The 18,852-nt window shown below is 59.9% G+C and carries 15 protein-coding genes and 2 pseudogenes; 9 read left to right on the plus strand and 8 right to left on the minus strand.

Translation table 11 applies throughout. From position 1 onward, the window contains the following. From ALO64_RS22985 to ALO64_RS23010, 6 genes and pseudogenes are all read left to right on the plus strand, one after another. A pseudogene (locus tag ALO64_RS22985) lies at positions 1-461 on the plus strand (putative urea ABC transporter substrate-binding protein); the annotation flags it as partial. 27 nt (positions 462-488) lie between these two features. Beyond that, positions 489-1,304, plus strand: a complete 816-nt coding sequence (locus ALO64_RS22990; protein WP_044345453.1) for an ABC transporter permease — start codon at positions 489-491, stop codon at positions 1,302-1,304. Next, a complete protein-coding gene (locus ALO64_RS22995; protein ID WP_044345454.1) occupies positions 1,301-2,080 on the plus strand; it encodes an ABC transporter ATP-binding protein in 780 nt (259 codons plus the stop codon). Before ALO64_RS22990 ends, ALO64_RS22995 begins: the two co-directional genes overlap by 4 nt. Continuing rightward, complete coding sequence (locus ALO64_RS23000) at positions 2,077-2,802, plus strand: urea amidolyase associated protein UAAP1 (RefSeq protein WP_005735133.1); 726 nt, start codon at positions 2,077-2,079, stop codon at positions 2,800-2,802. The genes ALO64_RS22995 and ALO64_RS23000 overlap by 4 nt, the downstream gene beginning before the upstream one ends. Before the next feature lie 11 nt (positions 2,803-2,813). Continuing rightward, positions 2,814-3,431 carry an urea amidolyase associated protein UAAP2 gene (locus ALO64_RS23005; protein ID WP_016980711.1) on the plus strand — a complete coding sequence of 206 codons (618 nt, stop codon included), beginning with the start codon at positions 2,814-2,816 and terminating at the stop codon, positions 3,429-3,431. 109 nt (positions 3,432-3,540) lie between these two features. Then, positions 3,541-5,916 (plus strand): 5-oxoprolinase/urea amidolyase family protein, encoded by a 2,376-nt coding sequence (locus ALO64_RS23010; protein WP_235805027.1) that lies wholly within the window; start codon positions 3,541-3,543, stop codon positions 5,914-5,916. A 13-nt stretch (positions 5,917-5,929) separates the two neighbouring features. Here ALO64_RS23010 and ALO64_RS23015 read toward each other — a convergent pair whose 3' ends face one another. From ALO64_RS23015 to ALO64_RS23025, 3 genes are all read right to left on the minus strand, one after another. Next, positions 5,930-6,148 (minus strand): DUF1289 domain-containing protein, encoded by a 219-nt coding sequence (locus ALO64_RS23015; RefSeq protein WP_004656331.1) that lies wholly within the window; start codon positions 6,146-6,148, stop codon positions 5,930-5,932. Next, the gene (locus tag ALO64_RS23020; RefSeq protein ID WP_004656329.1) at positions 6,148-6,672 is read right to left on the minus strand and encodes a gamma carbonic anhydrase family protein; all 525 of its coding nucleotides are present in this window, start codon (positions 6,670-6,672) and stop codon (positions 6,148-6,150) included. The genes ALO64_RS23015 and ALO64_RS23020 overlap by 1 nt, the downstream gene beginning before the upstream one ends. Before the next feature lie 91 nt (positions 6,673-6,763). Further along, complete coding sequence (locus tag ALO64_RS23025) at positions 6,764-7,360, minus strand: CoA pyrophosphatase (protein ID WP_044344810.1); 597 nt, start codon at positions 7,358-7,360, stop codon at positions 6,764-6,766. A gap of 150 nt (positions 7,361-7,510) precedes the next feature. On the opposite strand from ALO64_RS23025, the gene ALO64_RS23030 reads away from it, so the two are divergent. Next, positions 7,511-8,062, plus strand: coding sequence for an NUDIX hydrolase (locus ALO64_RS23030; protein ID WP_044344811.1), 552 nt, complete (start codon positions 7,511-7,513; stop codon positions 8,060-8,062). A 204-nt stretch (positions 8,063-8,266) separates the two neighbouring features. Next, positions 8,267-8,689 (plus strand): annotated as a pseudogene (locus ALO64_RS23035) (L,D-transpeptidase family protein); the annotation flags it as partial. A gap of 148 nt (positions 8,690-8,837) precedes the next feature. Here ALO64_RS23035 and ALO64_RS23040 read toward each other — a convergent pair. Then, the gene (locus ALO64_RS23040) at positions 8,838-9,149 is read right to left on the minus strand and encodes a Nif3-like dinuclear metal center hexameric protein (RefSeq protein ID WP_044344812.1); all 312 of its coding nucleotides are present in this window, start codon (positions 9,147-9,149) and stop codon (positions 8,838-8,840) included. 5 nt (positions 9,150-9,154) lie between these two features. Then, positions 9,155-13,051, minus strand: coding sequence for a phosphoribosylformylglycinamidine synthase (gene purL / locus ALO64_RS23045; protein WP_044344813.1), 3,897 nt, complete (start codon positions 13,049-13,051; stop codon positions 9,155-9,157). Between the two features lie 213 nt (positions 13,052-13,264). Here purL and mltF point away from each other — a divergent pair, with 213 nt between their 5' ends. After that, positions 13,265-14,755 (plus strand): membrane-bound lytic murein transglycosylase MltF, encoded by a 1,491-nt coding sequence (gene mltF / locus ALO64_RS23050; protein WP_002552508.1) that lies wholly within the window; start codon positions 13,265-13,267, stop codon positions 14,753-14,755. Here mltF and tadA read toward each other — a convergent pair. From tadA to ALO64_RS23065, 3 genes are all read right to left on the minus strand, one after another. Continuing rightward, the gene (tadA, locus tag ALO64_RS23055) at positions 14,752-15,261 is read right to left on the minus strand and encodes a tRNA adenosine(34) deaminase TadA (protein ID WP_044344814.1); all 510 of its coding nucleotides are present in this window, start codon (positions 15,259-15,261) and stop codon (positions 14,752-14,754) included. The two genes, mltF and tadA, sit on opposite strands and share 4 nt — an antisense overlap. After that, positions 15,261-16,634, minus strand: coding sequence for a multicopper oxidase family protein (locus ALO64_RS23060; protein ID WP_044344817.1), 1,374 nt, complete (start codon positions 16,632-16,634; stop codon positions 15,261-15,263). The genes tadA and ALO64_RS23060 overlap by 1 nt, the downstream gene beginning before the upstream one ends. A 178-nt stretch (positions 16,635-16,812) precedes the next feature. Further along, entirely contained in the window at positions 16,813-18,789 is a 1,977-nt protein-coding gene (locus ALO64_RS23065; RefSeq protein ID WP_044344815.1) for a tetratricopeptide repeat protein, read from the minus strand. Positions 18,790-18,852 lie beyond the last annotated feature (63 nt).

Genomic DNA, 18,852 nt, shown 5'->3' on the forward strand with positions numbered 1-18,852 from the left:
AACCCGGGGCGGTTCAGATTCCTGGCGAGATCATGGACATGATGGTCGTCAACACTCAGACCCTGAAGGACAACCCGGCGCTGGGCAAAGCCCTGACCGGTGCCTGGTTTGAAGTGGTCGCGCTGATGAACGCCAAAAACGCCCAGAGCAAGGCAGCGCTGGAACACATGGCCAAGGCATCGGGCACCGATCTGGCGGGCTTCCAGGCGCAACTGGACACCACCAAGCTGTTTGCCACGCCCAAGGAAGCGCTTGAGTTCGCGACCAGCAAACAGCTGCCGGACACTCAGCGCAAGGTGGCTGACTTCTCGTTCGCCCATGGTTTGCTCGGTGAAGGCGCACGCGATGCCAACGCGGTCGGCATGTCGTTCGCCAATGGCGTGATGCTCGGCGACAAGGGCAATCTCAAGCTGCACTTTGACCCCAGCTACGTGCAGATGGCCGTCGACGGCAAGCTGTAAATCACGTTCAGTAGAAAGGTCATTGCCATGCGTTTGATAAACCGCCATCCGGACCGTGCCGGTCGCCTGATTCTGGTGATCCTGCCGTTCGCCCTGTTGCTGTTCGCCTACTTCATGGGCTCGGCCACCCGGCTTGCGGAAAACCCCACCGACAAACTGCTGCCCAGCGCCGTACAGATGGCCGATGCGGTCAAACGCATGGCGTTCACCGCCGATACCCGCAGCGGCGACTACCTGCTGTGGCAGGACACGGCATCGAGTCTGCAACGTCTGGCCATCGGCCTGGGGATCAGCGCGCTGTTGGGACTGTGCCTGGGCATTGCGGCGGGCATCCTGCCGCTGTTCGGTGCGCCGCTGTCGCCCTTGCTGACGGTAATGTCGATGGTGCCGCCGCTGGCGATCCTGCCGATTCTGTTCATCGTCTTTGGTCTGGGCGAGCTGTCGAAAGTGATGCTGATCGTGATCGGCATCACGCCGATTCTGGCCCGGGATCTGGAACAGCGTGCCCGGGAAATTCCGGTCGAGCTGCTGATCAAGGCGCAGACCCTCGGTGCCTCGACCTGGACACTGATCCTGCGGGTGATCCTGCCGCAGTTGCTGCCACGCCTGTTGATCGCCCTGCGCCTGGTGCTGGGTTCGGCATGGCTGTTCCTGATCGCCGCCGAGGCGATTGCCTCGACTGACGGTCTGGGTTACCGGATCTTTCTGGTCCGCCGCTACTTGGCGATGGACGTGATTCTGCCCTATGTGGTGTGGATCACCCTGCTTGCCTGGCTGATGGACTGGGGCCTCAAAGCCCTGACCCGACACGCCTTTCCCTGGTACGAAGGGGCGCGGACATGAGCTTTATCTGTGTGCGCAATGTCTGGCAACAATACGATGATCAGGTGGTGCTTGAAGGCCTGAATCTGGACGTGGCAGAAGGTGAGTTCTGCACGCTGGTCGGCGCATCGGGCTGCGGCAAGTCGACTTTTCTGCGCCTGCTGCTGGGTCAGGAAACTCCGAGCCGTGGACTGATCACGCTGGACGGCAAGGCCCTGCGCGATGAGCCAGACGCCAGCCGTGGCGTGGTGTTTCAGCGCTATTCAGTGTTCCCGCACCTGTCGGTGCTGGACAACGTGGCGCTGGGTCTGGAACTGCCCCGCTCGGCGTGGCTGGGCCGACTGTTCGGCCAGGCAAAAAGCGAGGCACGCGAGCACGCCGCGCAACTGCTTGGCAAGGTTGGCCTGGGGCATGCGCTGGATAAGTACCCCACGCAATTGTCCGGCGGCATGCAGCAGCGTCTGGCCATTGCTCAGGCGCTGATCATGAAACCCCGCGTGCTGCTGGACGAGCCCTTCGGCGCGCTCGACCCCGGCATTCGCAAAGACATGCACCACTTGCTGCTGGACCTGTGGCGCGAAACGAAGCTGACCGTGTTCATGGTCACTCACGACCTGTCCGAAGGTTTCAACCTCGGCACCCGCCTGCTGGTGTTCGACAAGGTCCGCCACGACCCGCACGAACCCGACGCGTATGGCGCGCGCATCACTTACGACATTCCCCTCAACAGCGAACGCCGCGCCGAACGCGCCGCCATCGATTCGCTGCTCAACGTTTCAGAGGAGCCCGTTCAATGACTGACTCAACCACGCTGTACCCGGTTTTCGCCGAAGAGATGCTGCCCGGTGGCGGCCATCGTTCGTTCATCCTCAAGCGCGGCGAACTGCTGCGCCTGACCGACCTGCACGGCAACGCCAACGTCAGCCTGACCCTGCTCAACGCTCACGAAAAAACCGAGCGGCTGAACCTGCCCGACAGCCTCAAATGCCAGCACACCGCCAGGTTGAGCAACGGCCATTGCCTGTATTCGGACATGGGCCGCGTGCTGGCGGCCATCGTCACCGACACCTGTGGCTGGAGCGACAGCATTGGCGGCGTGCTCAATGCTCAGGAAGTCGCTGAAAAATACGGTCAGGGCCGCTATCAGGAACTGCGCAACGGCTTCTTTCGCAATGGCGTCGACAACCTGCTGGTCGAGCTGGGCAAATGGGGGCTGGGGCTGTCCGACCTGTTGATGACCCTCAACCTGTTCAGCCGAGTCGATGTCGACGAGGCAGGAATCCTGCACTTCGCCGCGAACAACTCGAAAGCCGGTGACTACATCGAGCTGTACGCACCGATGGACACGCTGGTGGTGCTGACCGCCTTGCAACATCCGATGGACCCCAACCCGGAATACGCCCCACAACCGCTCAGACTCAGCTGGATGAAGGCCGACGCCAGCGTTGCCGAGCACTGCCGCACCTCGCGCCCGGAAAACGAGCGCGGCTTCATCAACACCGACCGCCTGTTCGCCTGAGGAGCCCTGTCATGAATTCACACACTCACCTTTGCTGCGACGCAACCATACCGGCAGGCGAGCCGTTCCTGGCCGAAGTCAAGGCCGGACAGACCGTGCGCATCCTCGATCTGCAAGGCAACCAGGCTGTCGATACGCTGTTTTTCAGCCTCGCCAACCCGCGTGAACGCTACGACGTACAACGCACCTTGCGCCGCCAGAACAGCGTGTACCTGACCACCGGCAGCGTGCTGTTTTCCAACCTCGGTCAGCCGATGCTGACCATTGTCGATGACACCTGCGGTCGCCACGACACGCTCGGTGGCGCATGCGCGCAAGAGAGCAACACCGTGCGCTACGCCCTGGAAAAACGCTACATGCACAGCTGCCGCGACAACTACCTGCGCGCCTGCCTGCACGACGGGCGTCTGACCAAGGCCGACATCGGTCCGAACATCAATTTCTTCATGAACGTGCCGGTGACAGCCGAAGGCGGCCTTACCTTCGAAGACGGTATTTCCGCGCCCGGCAAGTACGTTGAACTGCGCGCCGAGATGGACGTGATCGTGCTGATTTCCAACTGTCCGCAGCTCAACAACCCCTGCAACGGCTACAACCCGACGCCTGCGCAGTTGCTGATTCGCGACTGACCCGGCACCAACCCTCAGCAACGGACGACCGTTGCGTAGATTGATCAATAGCGGGACGGCCCGCTTCCCATCACGAAACCGAGCGCGACTGGGTTTCCGGGGTTATGCCATGTTCGACAAACTGCTGATCGCCAACCGTGGCGCCATTGCCTGCCGCATCCTGCGGACCCTGCGTACCTTGCAGGTCAAGGGCGTGGCGGTGTATTCCGAAGCCGACGCTGCCAGCCTGCACCTGATGCAGGCCGACGAAGCCCACAGCCTGGGCGAAGGTGGCGCAGCCGGAACCTATCTGGCGGTGGACAAGATCCTCGCCATTGCCAAAGCCAGCGGCGCCAAAGCCATTCATCCCGGCTACGGGTTCCTCTCCGAAAACGCCGCGTTCGCTCAAGCCTGCGAAGACGCCGGTATCGCCTTCGTCGGGCCAACGCCCGAGCAACTGCGCGTATTCGGCCTCAAGCACACTGCTCGCGCACTGGCCAGACAGCATGGCGTGCCCATGCTGGAAGGCACCGAACTGCTCGACAGCCTTGAATCAGCCATCGCGACGGCCCGTACCATCGGCTATCCGGTCATGCTCAAGAGCACTGCAGGCGGTGGCGGGATCGGCATGCGAGTGTGCCGCAGCGCTGAAGAACTGGCCGACTCGTTCGAGGCGGTGAAGCGCCTTGGCCAGAACAATTTCAGCGACGCGGGTGTGTTCATCGAGAAATACATCCAGCGCGCGCGCCATCTGGAAGTACAGGTGTTCGGTGACGGCCAGGGCGAGGTGCTGGCGCTCGGCGTACGTGACTGCTCGGTGCAACGCCGCAACCAGAAAGTGCTGGAAGAAACCCCGGCCCCCAACCTGCCCGACGGCATGGCCGATGAACTTTGCGCGGCAGCCATCAAACTCGCCAGAGCGGTCAATTACCGCAGCGCAGGCACCGTCGAATTCGTCTTCGACAGTGACGATCAGCGCTTCTATTTTCTGGAAGTAAATACTCGTCTGCAGGTCGAACACGGCGTCACCGAGCAGGTGTGGGGGGTAGATCTGGTCAGTTGGATGGTACAACTGGCTGCCGGAGACCTGCCGCCACTGGAGCAATTGCAGGCCGGCCTGAAACCGTCCGGCCATGCCATTCAGGCACGGCTGTACGCGGAAGATCCGGGCCGTGACTTCCAGCCCTGCCCCGGCCTGCTGACGGCGGTGAATTTTCCGCCTGCCGATGGCCATGCAATGCGCATCGACACCTGGGTTGAAGCGGGCTGCGAGATACCGCCGTACTTTGACCCGATAATTGCCAAGCTGATCAGTTGGGCGCAGACCCGCGAGCAGGCCAGCACCGGGCTGATCGATGCGCTGAACGAAACGCGCCTGTACGGGGTCGAGACCAATCGCGACTACCTGCGCCAGATCATTGCCGACACGCCGTTCGCCAGCGGCCAGCCGTGGACCCGCTGCCTGGAAGGTCTGGTGTATCACGCTGACACCTTCGAAGTGTTGAGCGGCGGCACGCAGACCAGCGTTCAGGATTATCCGGGGCGGCTGGGTTACTGGGCGGTCGGTGTACCGCCATCCGGGCCGATGGACAGCCGCGCGTTGCGCCAGGGCAATGGCCTGCTGGGCAATGCCGAAGGATGCGCTGCGCTGGAAATCACCATGAGCGGGCCGTTGCTGCGCTTTAATACCGATGCCGTGATTGCCGTGACCGGTGCGCAGATCCCGATCACGCTCGATGGCGAACCCCGCGCCATGAACGCCGCGCTGCTGGTGTGCGCAGGCTCGACCCTTGCGCTGGGCACCATTGCAGGTGCCGGCGTACGCAGCTACCTGTGCGTACGTGGCGGGCTGGACGTGCCGGATTATCTGGGCAGCAAAAGCACCTTTACCCTCGGCCAGTTCGGCGGGCATGGCGGGCGGGCGTTGCGGGCCGGTGATGTGTTGCACATAGCGCCATTGGTGGATCGTAGCGCGGGCCAGCGGATTGCCGATGACGCACTTGAAGCGCTGCCTGACATTCGCCGTATAAGGGTCATTTACGGCCCCCATGCTGCGCCGGAATACTTTACCGAAGCGTACATAGAGACGTTTTTTGCAACCGACTGGGAAGTGCATTTCAACTCCAGCCGTACCGGCGTGCGCCTGATCGGCCCGAAACCCGAATGGGTGCGCGCTGACGGCGGCGAGGCAGGTCTGCACCCGTCCAATATTCACGATAACCCCTATGCGATCGGCGCGGTGGATTTCACCGGCGATATGCCCGTGATCCTAGGTCCGGACGGACCGAGCCTGGGTGGGTTCGTATGCCCGGTGACCATTATCGAAGCGGACTTGTGGCAGCTGGGGCAGTTGAAGGCTGGCGACAGGGTCCGATTCACTCCGGTAAGCGTCGAGGCGTGTCATGCAGAACGGTGTAGGAGCGAACTTGTTCGCGAAGGCTATATTCCAAACGCAGCAAATTTTTCTACTGCACCGGCCTCTTTACGAGCAAGTTCGCTCCTGTAAGGCCATGGGAACGTCAGCGTGCCCCGCCCACCGTCCACATCAACCCGCTGGCCCTGGCGCGCTCGTCGCACAGCCCCAGCACGACACGGCGCTCGTCGTTGCTCATCCGGCTCCACCGGGTGATCTCGTTCACGGTTCGCTGGCAACCGGTGCATATATCCTGCTCATCGAGCGCACAAATGCTCACGCAGGGAGAACGGACCGGCTTTTCAATCGGGGTATCAGTGCTCATCACTCTTCCTGCACAACCAGGTCACGGGCGTAACGCTGGGCATTGTGTACGTAATGGGCGGCGCTGGCTTCCAGCATTTTCTTCTGCACGTCGGTGAGTTCGCGCACCACTTTACCCGGCGACCCCATGACCAGCGACCCGTCGGGAATGACCTTGTTTTCTCCGATCAACGAATTGGCGCCGATGATGCAGTATTTACCAATTTTCGCCCCATTGAGGATGACCGCGTTGATGCCGATCAGGCTGTAATCGTCAACGCTGCAGCCATGCAACATCGCGTTATGCCCAATGGTCACGCTCTTGCCGATGCTCAGGGGCGAGCCCATGTCGGTGTGCATTACTGTGCCATCCTGCACGTTACTGTTTTCGCCGATATGGATCAGCTCGTTGTCGCCACGCAACACCACGTTGAACCATACACTTGCTCCGGCTTCCAGCCTGACATTACCGATCAGCACCGCATTGGGAGCAACCCAGCTCTGCGGGTCGGTCTGAACACGGGATTCCCCCAGGCGATATTTCATGCAGCTTCCTCAGGCGGGTCGTACTCATGGGTACGGATTGTTATGAAAAGCACTTCCTGTCGACAGCACTTCTGCAGCAAGCCACTCAGGTTCAGGTGGTCGATCGTTCGGGCGGATGATGCAGACTGATTTTGGTGTCGTACAGCACATTGACCAGCTCGACGATCATGATCGCGGTAAGCCCCCAGATCTTGTACCCGCCGTAACGGTAACTGGGCACGTACCAACTGCGGCCTTCGTAATCGATGCGGTGCGTATGTTCACGGGTGTCCTGACGGAAGAACTCCAGCGGTACGCTGAACACCGCCGCGATCTCGCCGTCATTGGGCTGGTATTCGACAAAGTCAGGTATGACACCGACATACGGCGTGACTTTGATGCCATGTTTGGAGATGAGCGGGCTTAACGGGCCGACTACTTCGACCAGCCCGGGAGGCAGTCCGATTTCTTCCTCGGCCTCGCGCAGGGCAGTAAAAATCAGGTCCGGGTCGCCTGGATCGCGTCGCCCCCCCGGAAAAGCCACTTCGCCAACATGTGTCGACAGACCACTGGCACGCAAGGTCAAAATCAGCTCGGGTTGCTCACTGCGGGTGACAGGCACCAGAACAGCCGCCTCGGGGAATCGTCGATCCGAGTCGAGGGTTTCGGGCGTATGACTGACTACACGGCGAAGTAGCTCATCCAGCATGGGAAATCTCGATCTGTTGCCTGTCTGGCATCATGCACCAAAGCGAGGTTGCGCCCAACCCCTCGCAAGGCAACTCCTGTCACACAGAGGGTTGCCGAGCCGCAGCACGACAGGCCAAGATAGCGACTGCGTTCACTATCGACTGACCCCATGAAATTTTGCAGCCAGTGCGGCAACCCCGTTATCCAGCGTATTCCCGAAGGCGACAGCCGATTGCGGTATGTCTGCGAGCATTGTCACACCATTCATTACCAGAATCCGAACATCGTGGCGGGCTGTCTGGTGACGCTGGGCGAAAAGGTCCTGCTGTGCCGCAGGGCCATAGAACCGCGCCTGGGCTTCTGGACACTGCCGGCAGGTTTTATGGAAAACGGCGAAACCATCGAACAGGCCGCCCGACGCGAAACCATCGAGGAAGCCTGCGCCACTCTGACCGAGCTGCATCTGTACACGTTGATCGACGTTCCGCATATCAATCAGGTGCATGTGTTCTATCGGGCAGAAATGGCGACTGAGGCGTTTGCGGCAGGAATCGAGAGTCTTGAAGTGCAGTTATTCGACGAAGCCGACATTCCGTGGTCGGACCTGGCTTTCATGACAGTCGGACGTACCCTAGAATACTTCTTCGCGGATCGGCGTCGGCAGGTCTACCCGGTTCATACCAGCGCCCTTCCCCCGTCACGTCCGTTGCTGGACACCTGAAAGTCAGGGTCGCACACAATATCGGCGCTTTTTATAGAAAGAAGCACCTTCAGGGAAATCGTAATGCGCTGGTTGTTCGCCTTCTTTTGCATGTCATTCGTACCGCTTTCGCAGGCTGCGTTTACCCAGACCATCGTGCCCAAGGGCAGCGAACAGAAAATCATCAACAATAAAGTCATCAATACCGAGAGTATTGCCAGCAAACCGATCGACAAGGTGCTGGTGCTCAAGTCGGTTCGCCAGTTGCAACTGATCAGCGGTGGCGAGGCCCTGAAGACCTATCGTATCTCTCTGGGCAAGAACCCCAAGGGCACCAAACTGCAGGAAGGCGACCAACGCACGCCGGAAGGTTTCTACTGGCTCGACTGGCGCAAGCCCAGCAATAACTACAACCTGTCAATGCACATTTCCTACCCGAACATTTCGGACTCGGCACGGGCACGTCGCGAAGGCGTGAAACCGGGCAGCATGATCATGATTCACGGTACGCCGGTGGATGAAGAGTATCCGGAGTGGTACTTCCACACGCTGGACTGGACCAACGGCTGCATCGCGCTGAAGAACAACGACATGCGGGAGATATGGGATCTGGTGAAAGACGGGACGATGATCGAGATTCGGCCTTGATCATTGCAGCGAGCAGTCAGGATCAGACGCAGAGCGTCCAGAACGGCATGCCAACGCAGAGCGTCGCACGATAGCTGTCAATCGTTTACATCGTGGGAGCGTCCGGGCGACGCGCCTAGCTTGCTCGTGAAGAGGCCAGTACAGCCCCTCAGAACTCTTCCAGCCGCCATACTTCGTAAGCAGGCGTTTCGTAGGGATGGCTCTGCTTGAGAGCCATCACCACTTGCCGAATCAGATCATCAGCCACGACCAGCTCGACCTTCCATTCCTCCACCGATTCGACCACTCCGCTCTGCCCGACAAATGGCTGACTGCCATTCAGCGGGCGGAACTGGCCCTGGCCGAGCACTTGCCATGAACAGTGATCGTAAGCGCCGATTCGCCCTGCACCAGCAGCGAATACAGCGCTCTTGACCTCGTCCACATGACTCGGAGGAACAAAGAAGGCGAACTTGTACATGCGCCTTAGTTAACCCAGGCCCGTGCGTTGCGGAACATGCGCATCCAGGCAGCGTCCTCGTTCCAGTCCTCGGGACGCCACGAGTTCTGCACCGCGCGGAACACGCGCTCCGGGTGCGGCATCATGATCGTCACGCGACCGTCCAGGGTGGTCATGCCGCCGATACCGCGCGGCGAGCCGTTCGGGTTGGCCGGGTAGGTTTCAGTGACCTTGCCGTGGTTATCGACGAAGCGCAGTGCCACAGTACCGGACACGTCCGCCTCAAGCAGCGCGTCGTCATTGCGGAACTCTGCGTGACCTTCACCGTGAGCGATGGCGATTGGCATGCGCGAACCGGCCATGCCTTGCAGGAAGATCGACGCCGACTCCTGAACCTGAACCATTGCCACGCGCGCTTCGAACTGCTCGGAGCGGTTACGCACGAAATGGGGCCAGAACTCGCTGCCCGGAATCAGCTCGTGCAGGTTGGACAGCATCTGGCAACCGTTGCACACACCCAGCGTGAAGCTGTCGGCACGCTCAAAGAAGCCCTGGAACGCATCGCGGGCGCGGCTATTGAACAGTGCCGACTTGGCCCAGCCTTCACCGGCACCCAGCACGTCGCCATAGGAGAAGCCGCCACAGGCAACCATGCCCTTGAAGTCGTTCAGGTCGACACGACCGGCAAGGATGTCGCTCATGTGCACGTCAATCGCATTGAAGCCTGCGCGATCAAAGGCTGCCGCCATCTCGACCTGACCGTTGACACCCTGCTCGCGCAGCACGGCAACCTGAGGGCGGACGCCCGTCTTGATGTACGGCGCAGCGATGTCTTCGTTAACGTCGAAGCCCAGTTTGACGGTCAGGCCCGGATTGTCTTCTTCCAGCAGCGCATCGAATTCCTGATCAGCGCATTCAGCGTTATCGCGCAGGCGCTGGATCTGGTAGCTGGTCTCGGCCCACTGACGTTGCAGCAGACGGCGCTGGCCGCTGAAGACCGGCTCGCCATGGAAACTGATCGAGACTTCGTCGTTGTTGATCGGCTGACCGATCACCGCAACGCAATCTTCCAGACCGGCAGCGCTGAATTGCGCCAGCACCAGCGGAGTCGCGTCCTGACGCACCTGGATGACCGCGCCGAGCTCTTCGTTGAAGAGGATCGCGCTTAGCTCGGAAACGTTGTCGGCCACACCGTCGAGGTGCAGGTTCAGGCCGCAGTGACCGGCAAAGGCCATTTCCAGCGTGCTGACCAGCAGACCACCGTCGGAACGGTCGTGATAGGACAGGATATGACCGTCTGAATTGAGGCCCTGAATCACGGCGAAGAAGGCTTTGAGGTCTTCAGCGTCATCGACGTCTGGTGCGACACGACCCAGTTTGCCGTGGGTCTGGGCGAGAATCGACGCGCCCATGCGGTTCTGGCCACGGCCCAGATCGATCAGGATCAGGTCAGTGATGCCTTTGTCCATGCGCAGCTCGGGCGTCAGGGTCTGACGAATGTCGACCACTGGTGCAAAGCCGGTCACGATCAGCGACAGCGGCGAAGTCACGCTCTTCTCAGTGCCTTCATCGCTCCAGCGGGTTTTCATGGACATCGAGTCCTTGCCCACCGGGATGGTAATACCCAGCTCCGGACACAGCTCCATGCCCACCGCTTTCACGGTGTCATAAAGACGCGCGTCTTCTCCGGGATGACCGGCAGCCGACATCCAGTTGGCCGACAGTTTGATGTCAGACAGCTTTTCAATACGTGAGGCCGCAATGTTGGTCAGCGTTTCGCCGATCGCCATACGGCCCGAAGCCGGAGCATCCAGAAGAGCCAGCGGCGTGCGCTCGCCCATTGCCATGGCTTCGCCGGTGTTGACGTCGAAGCTGGTCGCGGTCACTGCGCAGTCAGCCACAGGCACCTGCCACGGGCCGACCATCTGATCGCGAGCGACCAGACCGGTAATGCTGCGGTCACCAATGGTGATCAGGAAGCCTTTGCTGGCAACTGCCGGGTGACGCAGTACGCGTTGCACGCTTTCTTCGATATCCAGCGTGCTCGGGTCGAAGTCATCGCCGATCTCGGCTTCGCGCTCGACCGAACGGTGCATGCGCGGCGCCTTGCCCAGCAACACTTCCAGCGGCATGTCCACCGGGCTGTTGCCAAAATGGCTGTCAGTCACGGTCAATTGCGGCTCGGCAGTGGCCTCGCCGACAACCGCAAACGGGCAGCGCTCGCGCTCGCAGATGGCCTTGAAACGGTCGAAATCTTCGACGCCGACGGCCAGCACGTAACGCTCCTGGGATTCGTTGCTCCAGATTTCCAGCGGGGCCATGCCCGGCTCGTCGTTGGGCACGTTACGCAGTTCGAAACGCCCACCACGATCGCCATCGTTGACCAGTTCGGGGAAGGCGTTGGACAGACCACCGGCACCGACGTCATGGATGAAGCTGATCGGGTTACGGTCGCCCAGCTGCCAGCAGCGGTCGATCACTTCCTGACAGCGACGCTCCATCTCAGGGTTTTCACGCTGAACCGAAGCGAAATCCAGGTCGGCAGAACTTGTACCGGTCGCCATCGAAGACGCCGCGCCGCCACCCAGGCCGATCAGCATTGCCGGGCCACCCAGCACGATCAGTTTGGAACCCACAGTGATCTCGCCCTTCTGGACGTGATCTTCGCGGATGTTGCCCATACCGCCAGCCAGCATGATCGGCTTGTGATAACCACGAACCTCATCGCCGTGCGGCGTGGTAATGGACTGCTCAAAGGTACGGAAGTAGCCGGTCAGCGCCGGACGGCCGAACTCGTTGTTGAACGCCGCGCCACCCAGCGGGCCTTCGATCATGATGTCCAGCGCGGTGACGATGCGCTCGGGCTTGCCGTATGGCACTTCCCAAGGTTGCACGAAACCGGGAATCTGCAGGTTGGACACGGTGAAACCGGTCAGACCTGCCTTGGGCTTGGCACCGCGACCGGTTGCACCTTCGTCGCGAATCTCGCCGCCGGAACCGGTCGCTGCGCCAGGAAACGGCGCAATGGCAGTCGGGTGGTTGTGAGTTTCGACCTTCATCAGAATATGCACCGGCTCCTGCACCGCGCCGTACTGGCGGGTTTCGGGGTCCGGGAAGAAACGGCCGGCAACGTTGCCGACGATCACCGAAGCGTTGTCCTTGTAGGCGGACAGCACGCCTTCGCTGTGCATCTGATAGGTGTTCTTGATCATGCCGAACAGGCTTTTTTCCTGGCTCTGGCCGTCGATATCCCAACTGGCGTTGAAAATCTTGTGACGGCAGTGCTCGGAGTTTGCCTGGGCAAACATCATCAGCTCGATGTCGTGCGGGTTGCGCCCGAGACCGTTGAAGCTGGTGATCAGGTAATCGATTTCATCTTCAGCGAGGGCCAGGCCCAGCTCGACGTTGGCTTTTTCCAGCGCCGCGCGGCCGCCACCCAGAATGTCCACCGCGGTCAGCGGTTTGGGCTGGGCGTGGCTGAACAGGCTGGCGGCCTGCTCGTGATCGCCTAACACCAGTTGCGTCATGCGGTCGTGCAGGCTGTCGGCGATTGCCTGAGCCTGGGCATCACTGAACTGACCTTCTACATAGAAGGCAATCCCGCGCTCGATGCGCTGGATTTTCGTCAGGCCGCAATTTCGGGCGATGTCGCTGGCCTTGCTCGACCAAGGTGAAATGGTGCCAAAACGCGGCAACACCAGAAACAGACGGCCGCTCGGCTCTTGAACCGGCACGCTGGGGCCGTATTTCAGGAGACGGTCGAGAACCTGCTGTTCTTCGCTGGTAAGAACGTCGTTGACGTCCGCGAAGTGGGCGAATTCGGCGTACAAGCCACTGACAGCTGAAACTTTTTGTTTCAGTTGTTCTAGTAATTTGCTGTGGCGGAAGGCAGAAAGGGCAGGAGCACCGCGCAGGATCAACATCTTCGGGACAGCCTCGAGAAGGGGGTGTGCTTTGAGGCCGCACATTCTAGCCTAAAGCGGGCCTTTGATCACCCAAAACGGCGGCATCGGGTGCGCCCGAATGTCGCTCCACGCAAAAAAAGCCTGAAAATGCCTGTAAAACCCCCTCGCCTATCAGACGCAGGCTTCACTGTCGAGATATGGCGCCCGGTGCGCTTTGCGTATACTGCACCGATGTTCTTCAGACCAGATTTCCGCCCACGTTGCGCCAAGTGGCTCATCGCAACCGGACTCTTCCTGATGCTCGGCGCCTGTGTGGAGAAACCCACCACACTGGAGCGAGTCAAGGAGGACGGCGTGCTGCGGGTGATCACCCGTAACAGCCCGGCGACTTATTTTCAGGATCGCAACGGCGAAACCGGCTTCGAATACGAGCTGGTCAAGCGTTTCGCCGATGATCTGGGCGTCGAACTGAAGATCGAAACGGCCGACAATCTGGACGATCTGTTCGACCAGATGAACAAACCGGGCGGCCCGGTCCTGGGTGCTGCGGGCCTGATCGAGACGCCAAAGCGCAAGCAACAGGCGCGTTTCTCGCACTCTTATCTGGAAGTGACCCCTCAGGTTGTCTACCGCAACGGCCAGTCGCGTCCCACCGACCCGGGCGACCTGGTGGGTAAACGTATCGTGGTCCTGAAAGGTAGCGCGCATGCCGAGCAGCTTGCGGCACTCAAGGCGCAGAATCCCGGCCTTGAATATGAAGAGTCGGACGCGGTCGAGGTCGTCGATCTCCTGCGTATGGTCGATGAAGGCCAGATTGACCTGACGCTGGTCGACTCCAACGAGCTGGCGATGAACCAGGTGTACTTTCCCAACGTGCGTGTAGCCTTCGACCTGGGCGAAGCCCGCGAACAACGCTGGGTGGTTGCACCGGGCGAAGACAACAGCCTGCTCAACGAAATCAACGCGTACCTCGACAAGGTCGAGAAGAATGGCACGCTGCAACGTCTGAAGGACCGTTACTACGGCCACGTCGATGTACTTGGCTACGTTGGCGCCTATACCTTTGCCCAGCATTTGCAGGAACGCCTGCCCAAATACGAGAAACACTTTCAGACATCGGCCAAGAAAGAACAGGTCGACTGGAGATTGCTGGCCGCCATCGGCTATCAGGAATCAATGTGGCAACCGGCCGTTACCTCGAAAACCGGTGTGCGCGGCCTGATGATGCTGACCCAGAACACCGCTCAGGCGATGGGCGTGACCAACAGGCTCGACGCGAGACAGAGCATTCAGGGCGGGGCAAAGTATTTTGCCTATGTAAAGGATCAGCTGGACGACTCGATTAAAGAGCCAGATCGCACTTGGCTAGCTCTCGCGTCCTACAACATTGGCAGCGGTCACCTCGAAGATGCGCGCAAATTGGCCCAGAACGAGGGGCTGAATCCTGATAAATGGCTGGACGTGAAAAAAATGCTGCCGCGTCTGGCGCAGAAGAAGTGGTACAGCAAAACGCGTTACGGCTACGCCCGAGGCGGCGAGCCGGTGCATTTCGTTGCCAACATTCGTCGTTATTACGACATTCTGACCTGGGTCACGCAGCCTCAGCTCGAGGGCAGCCAGGTCGCCGATGGCAACCTGCATGTTCCCGGTGTCGACAAGACCCAACCACCTGCGCCGCCTGCACCTGCTTCAGGCAGTAGCCCCGACAAGCCTGCGCTCTAGACGCCGCCCTGGTTTTTATCTGCATCCTTGGCAGCCCGGCGCATTCTGAAAAACTCGCTCAGCATTGCCCCGCATTCCTCGCTCAATACCCCGCCTTCAAACAGCACGCGGTGATTGAGAAAGCCCTGACTGAAGAATTGCCCCTGGCTTTGAACGATGCCTGCCTTGGGCTCAAGCGCGCCGTAAACCACGCGCGCCACCCGCGAATGCACGATCAACCCGGCGCACATGCTGCATGGTTCCAGCGTCACGTAAAGCGTACTGCCTGGCAGCCGATAATTGTCCAGCGCCCTGGCGGCATCACGAATAGCGACCATTTCGGCATGCGCACTGGGGTCGCTTGCGCTGATCGGGCAATTGTAACCACTACCAATGATCTCGCCGTTCTGCACCACGACTGCACCGACGGGCACTTCGCCCAGCAATGCGCCTTGCGCGGCGAGCGCCAGTGCCTCGCGCATGAAGTCCTGATCCTTGCTGCGGTCGATGATTTGCGGCTGACGCATCACGACACCTCGATGGCGGCCATGAGGCCGGTTTCCATGTGATCGATCACATGGCAGTGGAACATCCACACGCCTGGGTTATCCGCCACCAGCGCAACCCGCGCCCGCTCGTTGCGGCCCAGCAAGAACGTGTCGGTAAAGTACGGGATGATCTTGCGCCGATTGGACGCGATCACCTTGAAACTCATGCCGTGCAAGTGAATCGGGTGTTGATACTGAGTCATGTTCTTCAATTCAAAGATGTAGCTCTTGCCCAACTTCAATTTGGCGATAGGCCGGTCGGCGCAAGTCTTGTCGGTAATGTCCCACGCTTCGCCGTTGATCTGCCACAAGCTGGGCGGCTTGCCGTTGTCGATGTTGACCGACATTGAGCCCACCCATTCGAAGTTGAAATTGATCTTCTCGGCGTTATCCATATCCGGCTCGGCCACCGGATTGGCCGGCAGCTCGGGTGGCCATTGGCCGGGCGCGTCGTTATTGGCGACTGACCGAAATGTCCCCAAACGCACCGGGCCGTTACGCAATGAAATTTCCTCACCCGCAGGCGGTGCCTTGATTGCCAGACAGATGCGCATGCCCGGCCCCAGCCAGTACTCGTCGCCAAACAGCCGCGGCGTGACCGGGTTGCCATCCAGCGCATAAATCTGCGCCTCGGCGTCCGGCAGGTTGAGGCGGTAGGTCACGGTATTGTCGAGGTTGAGCAAGCGCACACGGGTAATCTGCCCAGCAGGCAATTCAATGACCGCCTGCGGAACACCATTCAATGTCGAAAGCCGCCCCGCCGTACCTTCACGTGCCGCCTCACGCAGCACGCTGAACTCGGTAAACGCGCCAACTTCATCCACATGCCAGCTTTTCAGGCTGACCGTGCGCTCATGGGCGAAACCGGTGGGCTCGCGCTCTTCAACGATCAGCGGCCCGACCAACCCGCGGCCCAGCTCTTCACTGCAGCTGACGTGCGGGTGATACCAATAGCTACCGGCATCCGGCACACGGAATTTGTAATCGAAATATTCGCCCGGCTTCACTGGCAACTGAGAAACGTATGGCACGCCGTCCATCTCCAGCGGCAAGCGGATGCCATGCCAGTGAATGGTCGTCTCGACCGGCAGCTGGTTGATGAAGCGCAAGCGCAACCACTCGCCCTGCCGCACCCGCAATTCGGTGCCCGGCGCAGAACCGCCAAACGCCCAGGCAGGTGTCTTGTGGCCAGAGACCAACTCTATATCCAGCGGTGCAGCGATCAGCACGAAGTCCGAACCCGCTTGCGACTCACGACGCCCCATCCAGTAACGCGAAGCACCACCCGCGCCAAGGCCGACTACAGCAAGACCGGCGATGCCTGTGAGGATCTGACGACGGGTAAAGGACATGAACGGCGGGACCTCGAAAACGACGACTGAGCGCATCTGCGAGCAAATGCGAGGGGCGAATACGATACACCTGCATTTGCGTAAAGATAAGGGTGGATACCACGAACTGAAGTTGAGGCGTAAAAAAGCCGGGCAAGGCAGTGACGCCCGCTCCGGCTTTTTGCATTAATCAACCGCACTACGACTGACTAACCCGCTCCAGCCATTCGATATATGCAGGCTCTGCATCAGGCGGTACATTGGCGCGGTGATCCTGCAACTCTGCCTGCATGCCAAACCCTTTCCATATCAGCGGTGCGAGGCGCGATGCCGGGCTGTTCGCCCGTTCCAGTTCGCTCAGCACTTGCAGGCTTCGTTGCTTGTGCTCGGCCACTGTTTCCGACTTGTAATCGAAAGCCTTCCCCAACCCGGAGAGGTACATCAGTTTTGCGGTTTCTATCTCAGGCCACTGGAGCGCCATATTCAGTGGCCATTCGAGCATGGCGCGCTCACCCCACATCGACGACTTGAGTAAATGGTCGTTCGCAAGCAACGTCAGCATGAATGATTGGCCCAACTGGGTCAGATACACCGGCAGGACTTCAGCGTCAGGCTGCCGGTAAAACACATCCAGTGGCTGCTCACGCTTGAGTCCGATGCCGGCCAGCAAGCGCTGTTGAAGATCAAGTACCAGCGCGCCAAGTTCCGCCTTGCCTGCACTGCCGTTTTCAACGGTTTGCCGGGTGCGGGTCGTGCAATTCCATAGGCTCAGTGAAATCCGCCACTGGGCCTGATCGCCCTCACCCGAACACCCCACCTCGCCCGTCACGAAATACTTCGTCGTTGGCGGGACGATATCGAACAATGTGTTGCCGTCGACCTCAACCCCCGATACAACCGGCCCCACACCCTCCGCGACCTGGACATAACAATTGGCTGCATAGTCATTCCAGTAGTGAACCGACTCAGCCATGTAAAAAGGGATGGCACGCGTATAGCGCCCGATATCATCCTCGCGCTGCGATTCGGCAGGTTCTGCTTTCTCCATGATTTTGGACAAGGCGAAGAAACCAATTTCTGGCGCACCTTCCGGTTTTTGCGCGAAGAGCCAGTCAGCATTGCGCAAACCGTAGTGCCAGACCGGCTTGGTAAGCGCCACGGTATTGATCGTCACGCTGGCAGGATCAATCGGAACGCCTTTGTCTTCCTGCCTGCGCACGTCCTCGAAAGCGTGCGCAAACTGGTCAAGGTGACTTTTGATTGGCGCAAAGCCGAGGGCATACAAGCGCGTAAGCAAGGCCTCGCCTTCATCCACCCTGCCCAGCTCCTGATAGGCACGCAGCAAGTTGAGACCTGCCGTCGAATCATGTTTGTGCTCATCGTAAGCAGGCCCGACAAGCTCGACGATCAGCGGGATGTGACCATTATTGCCCAGATCCCCCGAGATCATCTGCAGCGCGCTTCGGTCGAACTGGCCACCTGCCAACACCTCTTCATACAGCACGCGCGCCTGCTCGACGTTCTGCTGTTGCAGGTAATGCCGCGCCATCCACAGTTGCGCACGCCAACTGCCCGGCAACGCCGCTACTGTGTGAAGAGCAGCGAGATAGGCCGCCTCGCCGCCCCGCTCCTGCTGGATGCTCAGCCACCACATCACACCATTCTCTTGATTCGGGTCGGCTTCAACCGCCTGCCATAGCGTTGCCTCTGCAACTGATTGATCGCCACGCTCGGCAAACACCTTGGCCAGATTGGTCAGAATGATTCCCGACACGCCGACTTTCGCCATCCCGGCCCGCAGGGTGGCTTCAGCAGCATCAAGCTGAGCGTTGTGCATCAGCACGATGCCGTTCACCACATGACTGCGCTCGGGATTAGCGTCGATCTCGACCAGTCGTTCGGCTGCTGGCATGAGGTCAGTCGCAAATCCATCGTTCAGGCCCGAAACAATGAGGTTGTAGAGCTCGTCAGCATCACCCCAGTGCTGCTTCAGATTGGGCAGGAACACCTTCTCGCGCCACTCGGCCCGAGTGATCTTTATCTCGCGTCCGTAACTGTCGTAGGCAGTGATCAACTCGCCGTCGTGGGCTTCTGGCGACGTCGTATCAGCAGGCGCGTTATCTGTTGAAGCTTGAGGTTTCTTGCCGCTGAGAGCGGACAGAATGCATTTGAACATAAATGGAGTCGCCGCGGTTTAGGGTTAATGGGTACTGGCAGATCTAGGGAAGATCTGAAGTAG

Source organism: Pseudomonas meliae (genome assembly GCF_001400515.1).
Taxonomy (GTDB): Bacteria; Pseudomonadota; Gammaproteobacteria; order Pseudomonadales; family Pseudomonadaceae; genus Aquipseudomonas; species Aquipseudomonas amygdali.

What these genes read in the sequence shown, in the direction of transcription:
- ALO64_RS23005 (WP_016980711.1), top strand. Translation starts at nt 2,814, where the DNA reads ATGAATTCACACACTCACCTTTGCTGCGACGCAACCATACCGGCAGGC.
- tadA (WP_044344814.1), bottom strand. Translation starts at nt 15,261, where the DNA reads ATGCGTCAGCCGCAAATCATCGACCGCAGCAAGGATCAGGACTTCATG.
- ALO64_RS22995 (WP_044345454.1), top strand. Translation starts at nt 1,301, where the DNA reads ATGAGCTTTATCTGTGTGCGCAATGTCTGGCAACAATACGATGATCAG.
- ALO64_RS22990 (WP_044345453.1), top strand. Translation starts at nt 489, where the DNA reads ATGCGTTTGATAAACCGCCATCCGGACCGTGCCGGTCGCCTGATTCTG.
- mltF (WP_002552508.1), top strand. Translation starts at nt 13,265, where the DNA reads ATGTTCTTCAGACCAGATTTCCGCCCACGTTGCGCCAAGTGGCTCATC.
- purL (WP_044344813.1), bottom strand. Translation starts at nt 13,051, where the DNA reads ATGTTGATCCTGCGCGGTGCTCCTGCCCTTTCTGCCTTCCGCCACAGC.
- ALO64_RS23040 (WP_044344812.1), bottom strand. Translation starts at nt 9,149, where the DNA reads ATGTACAAGTTCGCCTTCTTTGTTCCTCCGAGTCATGTGGACGAGGTC.
- ALO64_RS23000 (WP_005735133.1), top strand. Translation starts at nt 2,077, where the DNA reads ATGACTGACTCAACCACGCTGTACCCGGTTTTCGCCGAAGAGATGCTG.
- ALO64_RS23010 (WP_235805027.1), top strand. Translation starts at nt 3,541, where the DNA reads ATGTTCGACAAACTGCTGATCGCCAACCGTGGCGCCATTGCCTGCCGC.
- ALO64_RS23025 (WP_044344810.1), bottom strand. Translation starts at nt 7,360, where the DNA reads ATGCTGGATGAGCTACTTCGCCGTGTAGTCAGTCATACGCCCGAAACC.
- ALO64_RS23020 (WP_004656329.1), bottom strand. Translation starts at nt 6,672, where the DNA reads ATGAAATATCGCCTGGGGGAATCCCGTGTTCAGACCGACCCGCAGAGC.
- ALO64_RS23030 (WP_044344811.1), top strand. Translation starts at nt 7,511, where the DNA reads ATGAAATTTTGCAGCCAGTGCGGCAACCCCGTTATCCAGCGTATTCCC.
- ALO64_RS23060 (WP_044344817.1), bottom strand. Translation starts at nt 16,634, where the DNA reads ATGTCCTTTACCCGTCGTCAGATCCTCACAGGCATCGCCGGTCTTGCT.
- ALO64_RS23065 (WP_044344815.1), bottom strand. Translation starts at nt 18,789, where the DNA reads ATGTTCAAATGCATTCTGTCCGCTCTCAGCGGCAAGAAACCTCAAGCT.
- ALO64_RS23015 (WP_004656331.1), bottom strand. Translation starts at nt 6,148, where the DNA reads ATGAGCACTGATACCCCGATTGAAAAGCCGGTCCGTTCTCCCTGCGTG.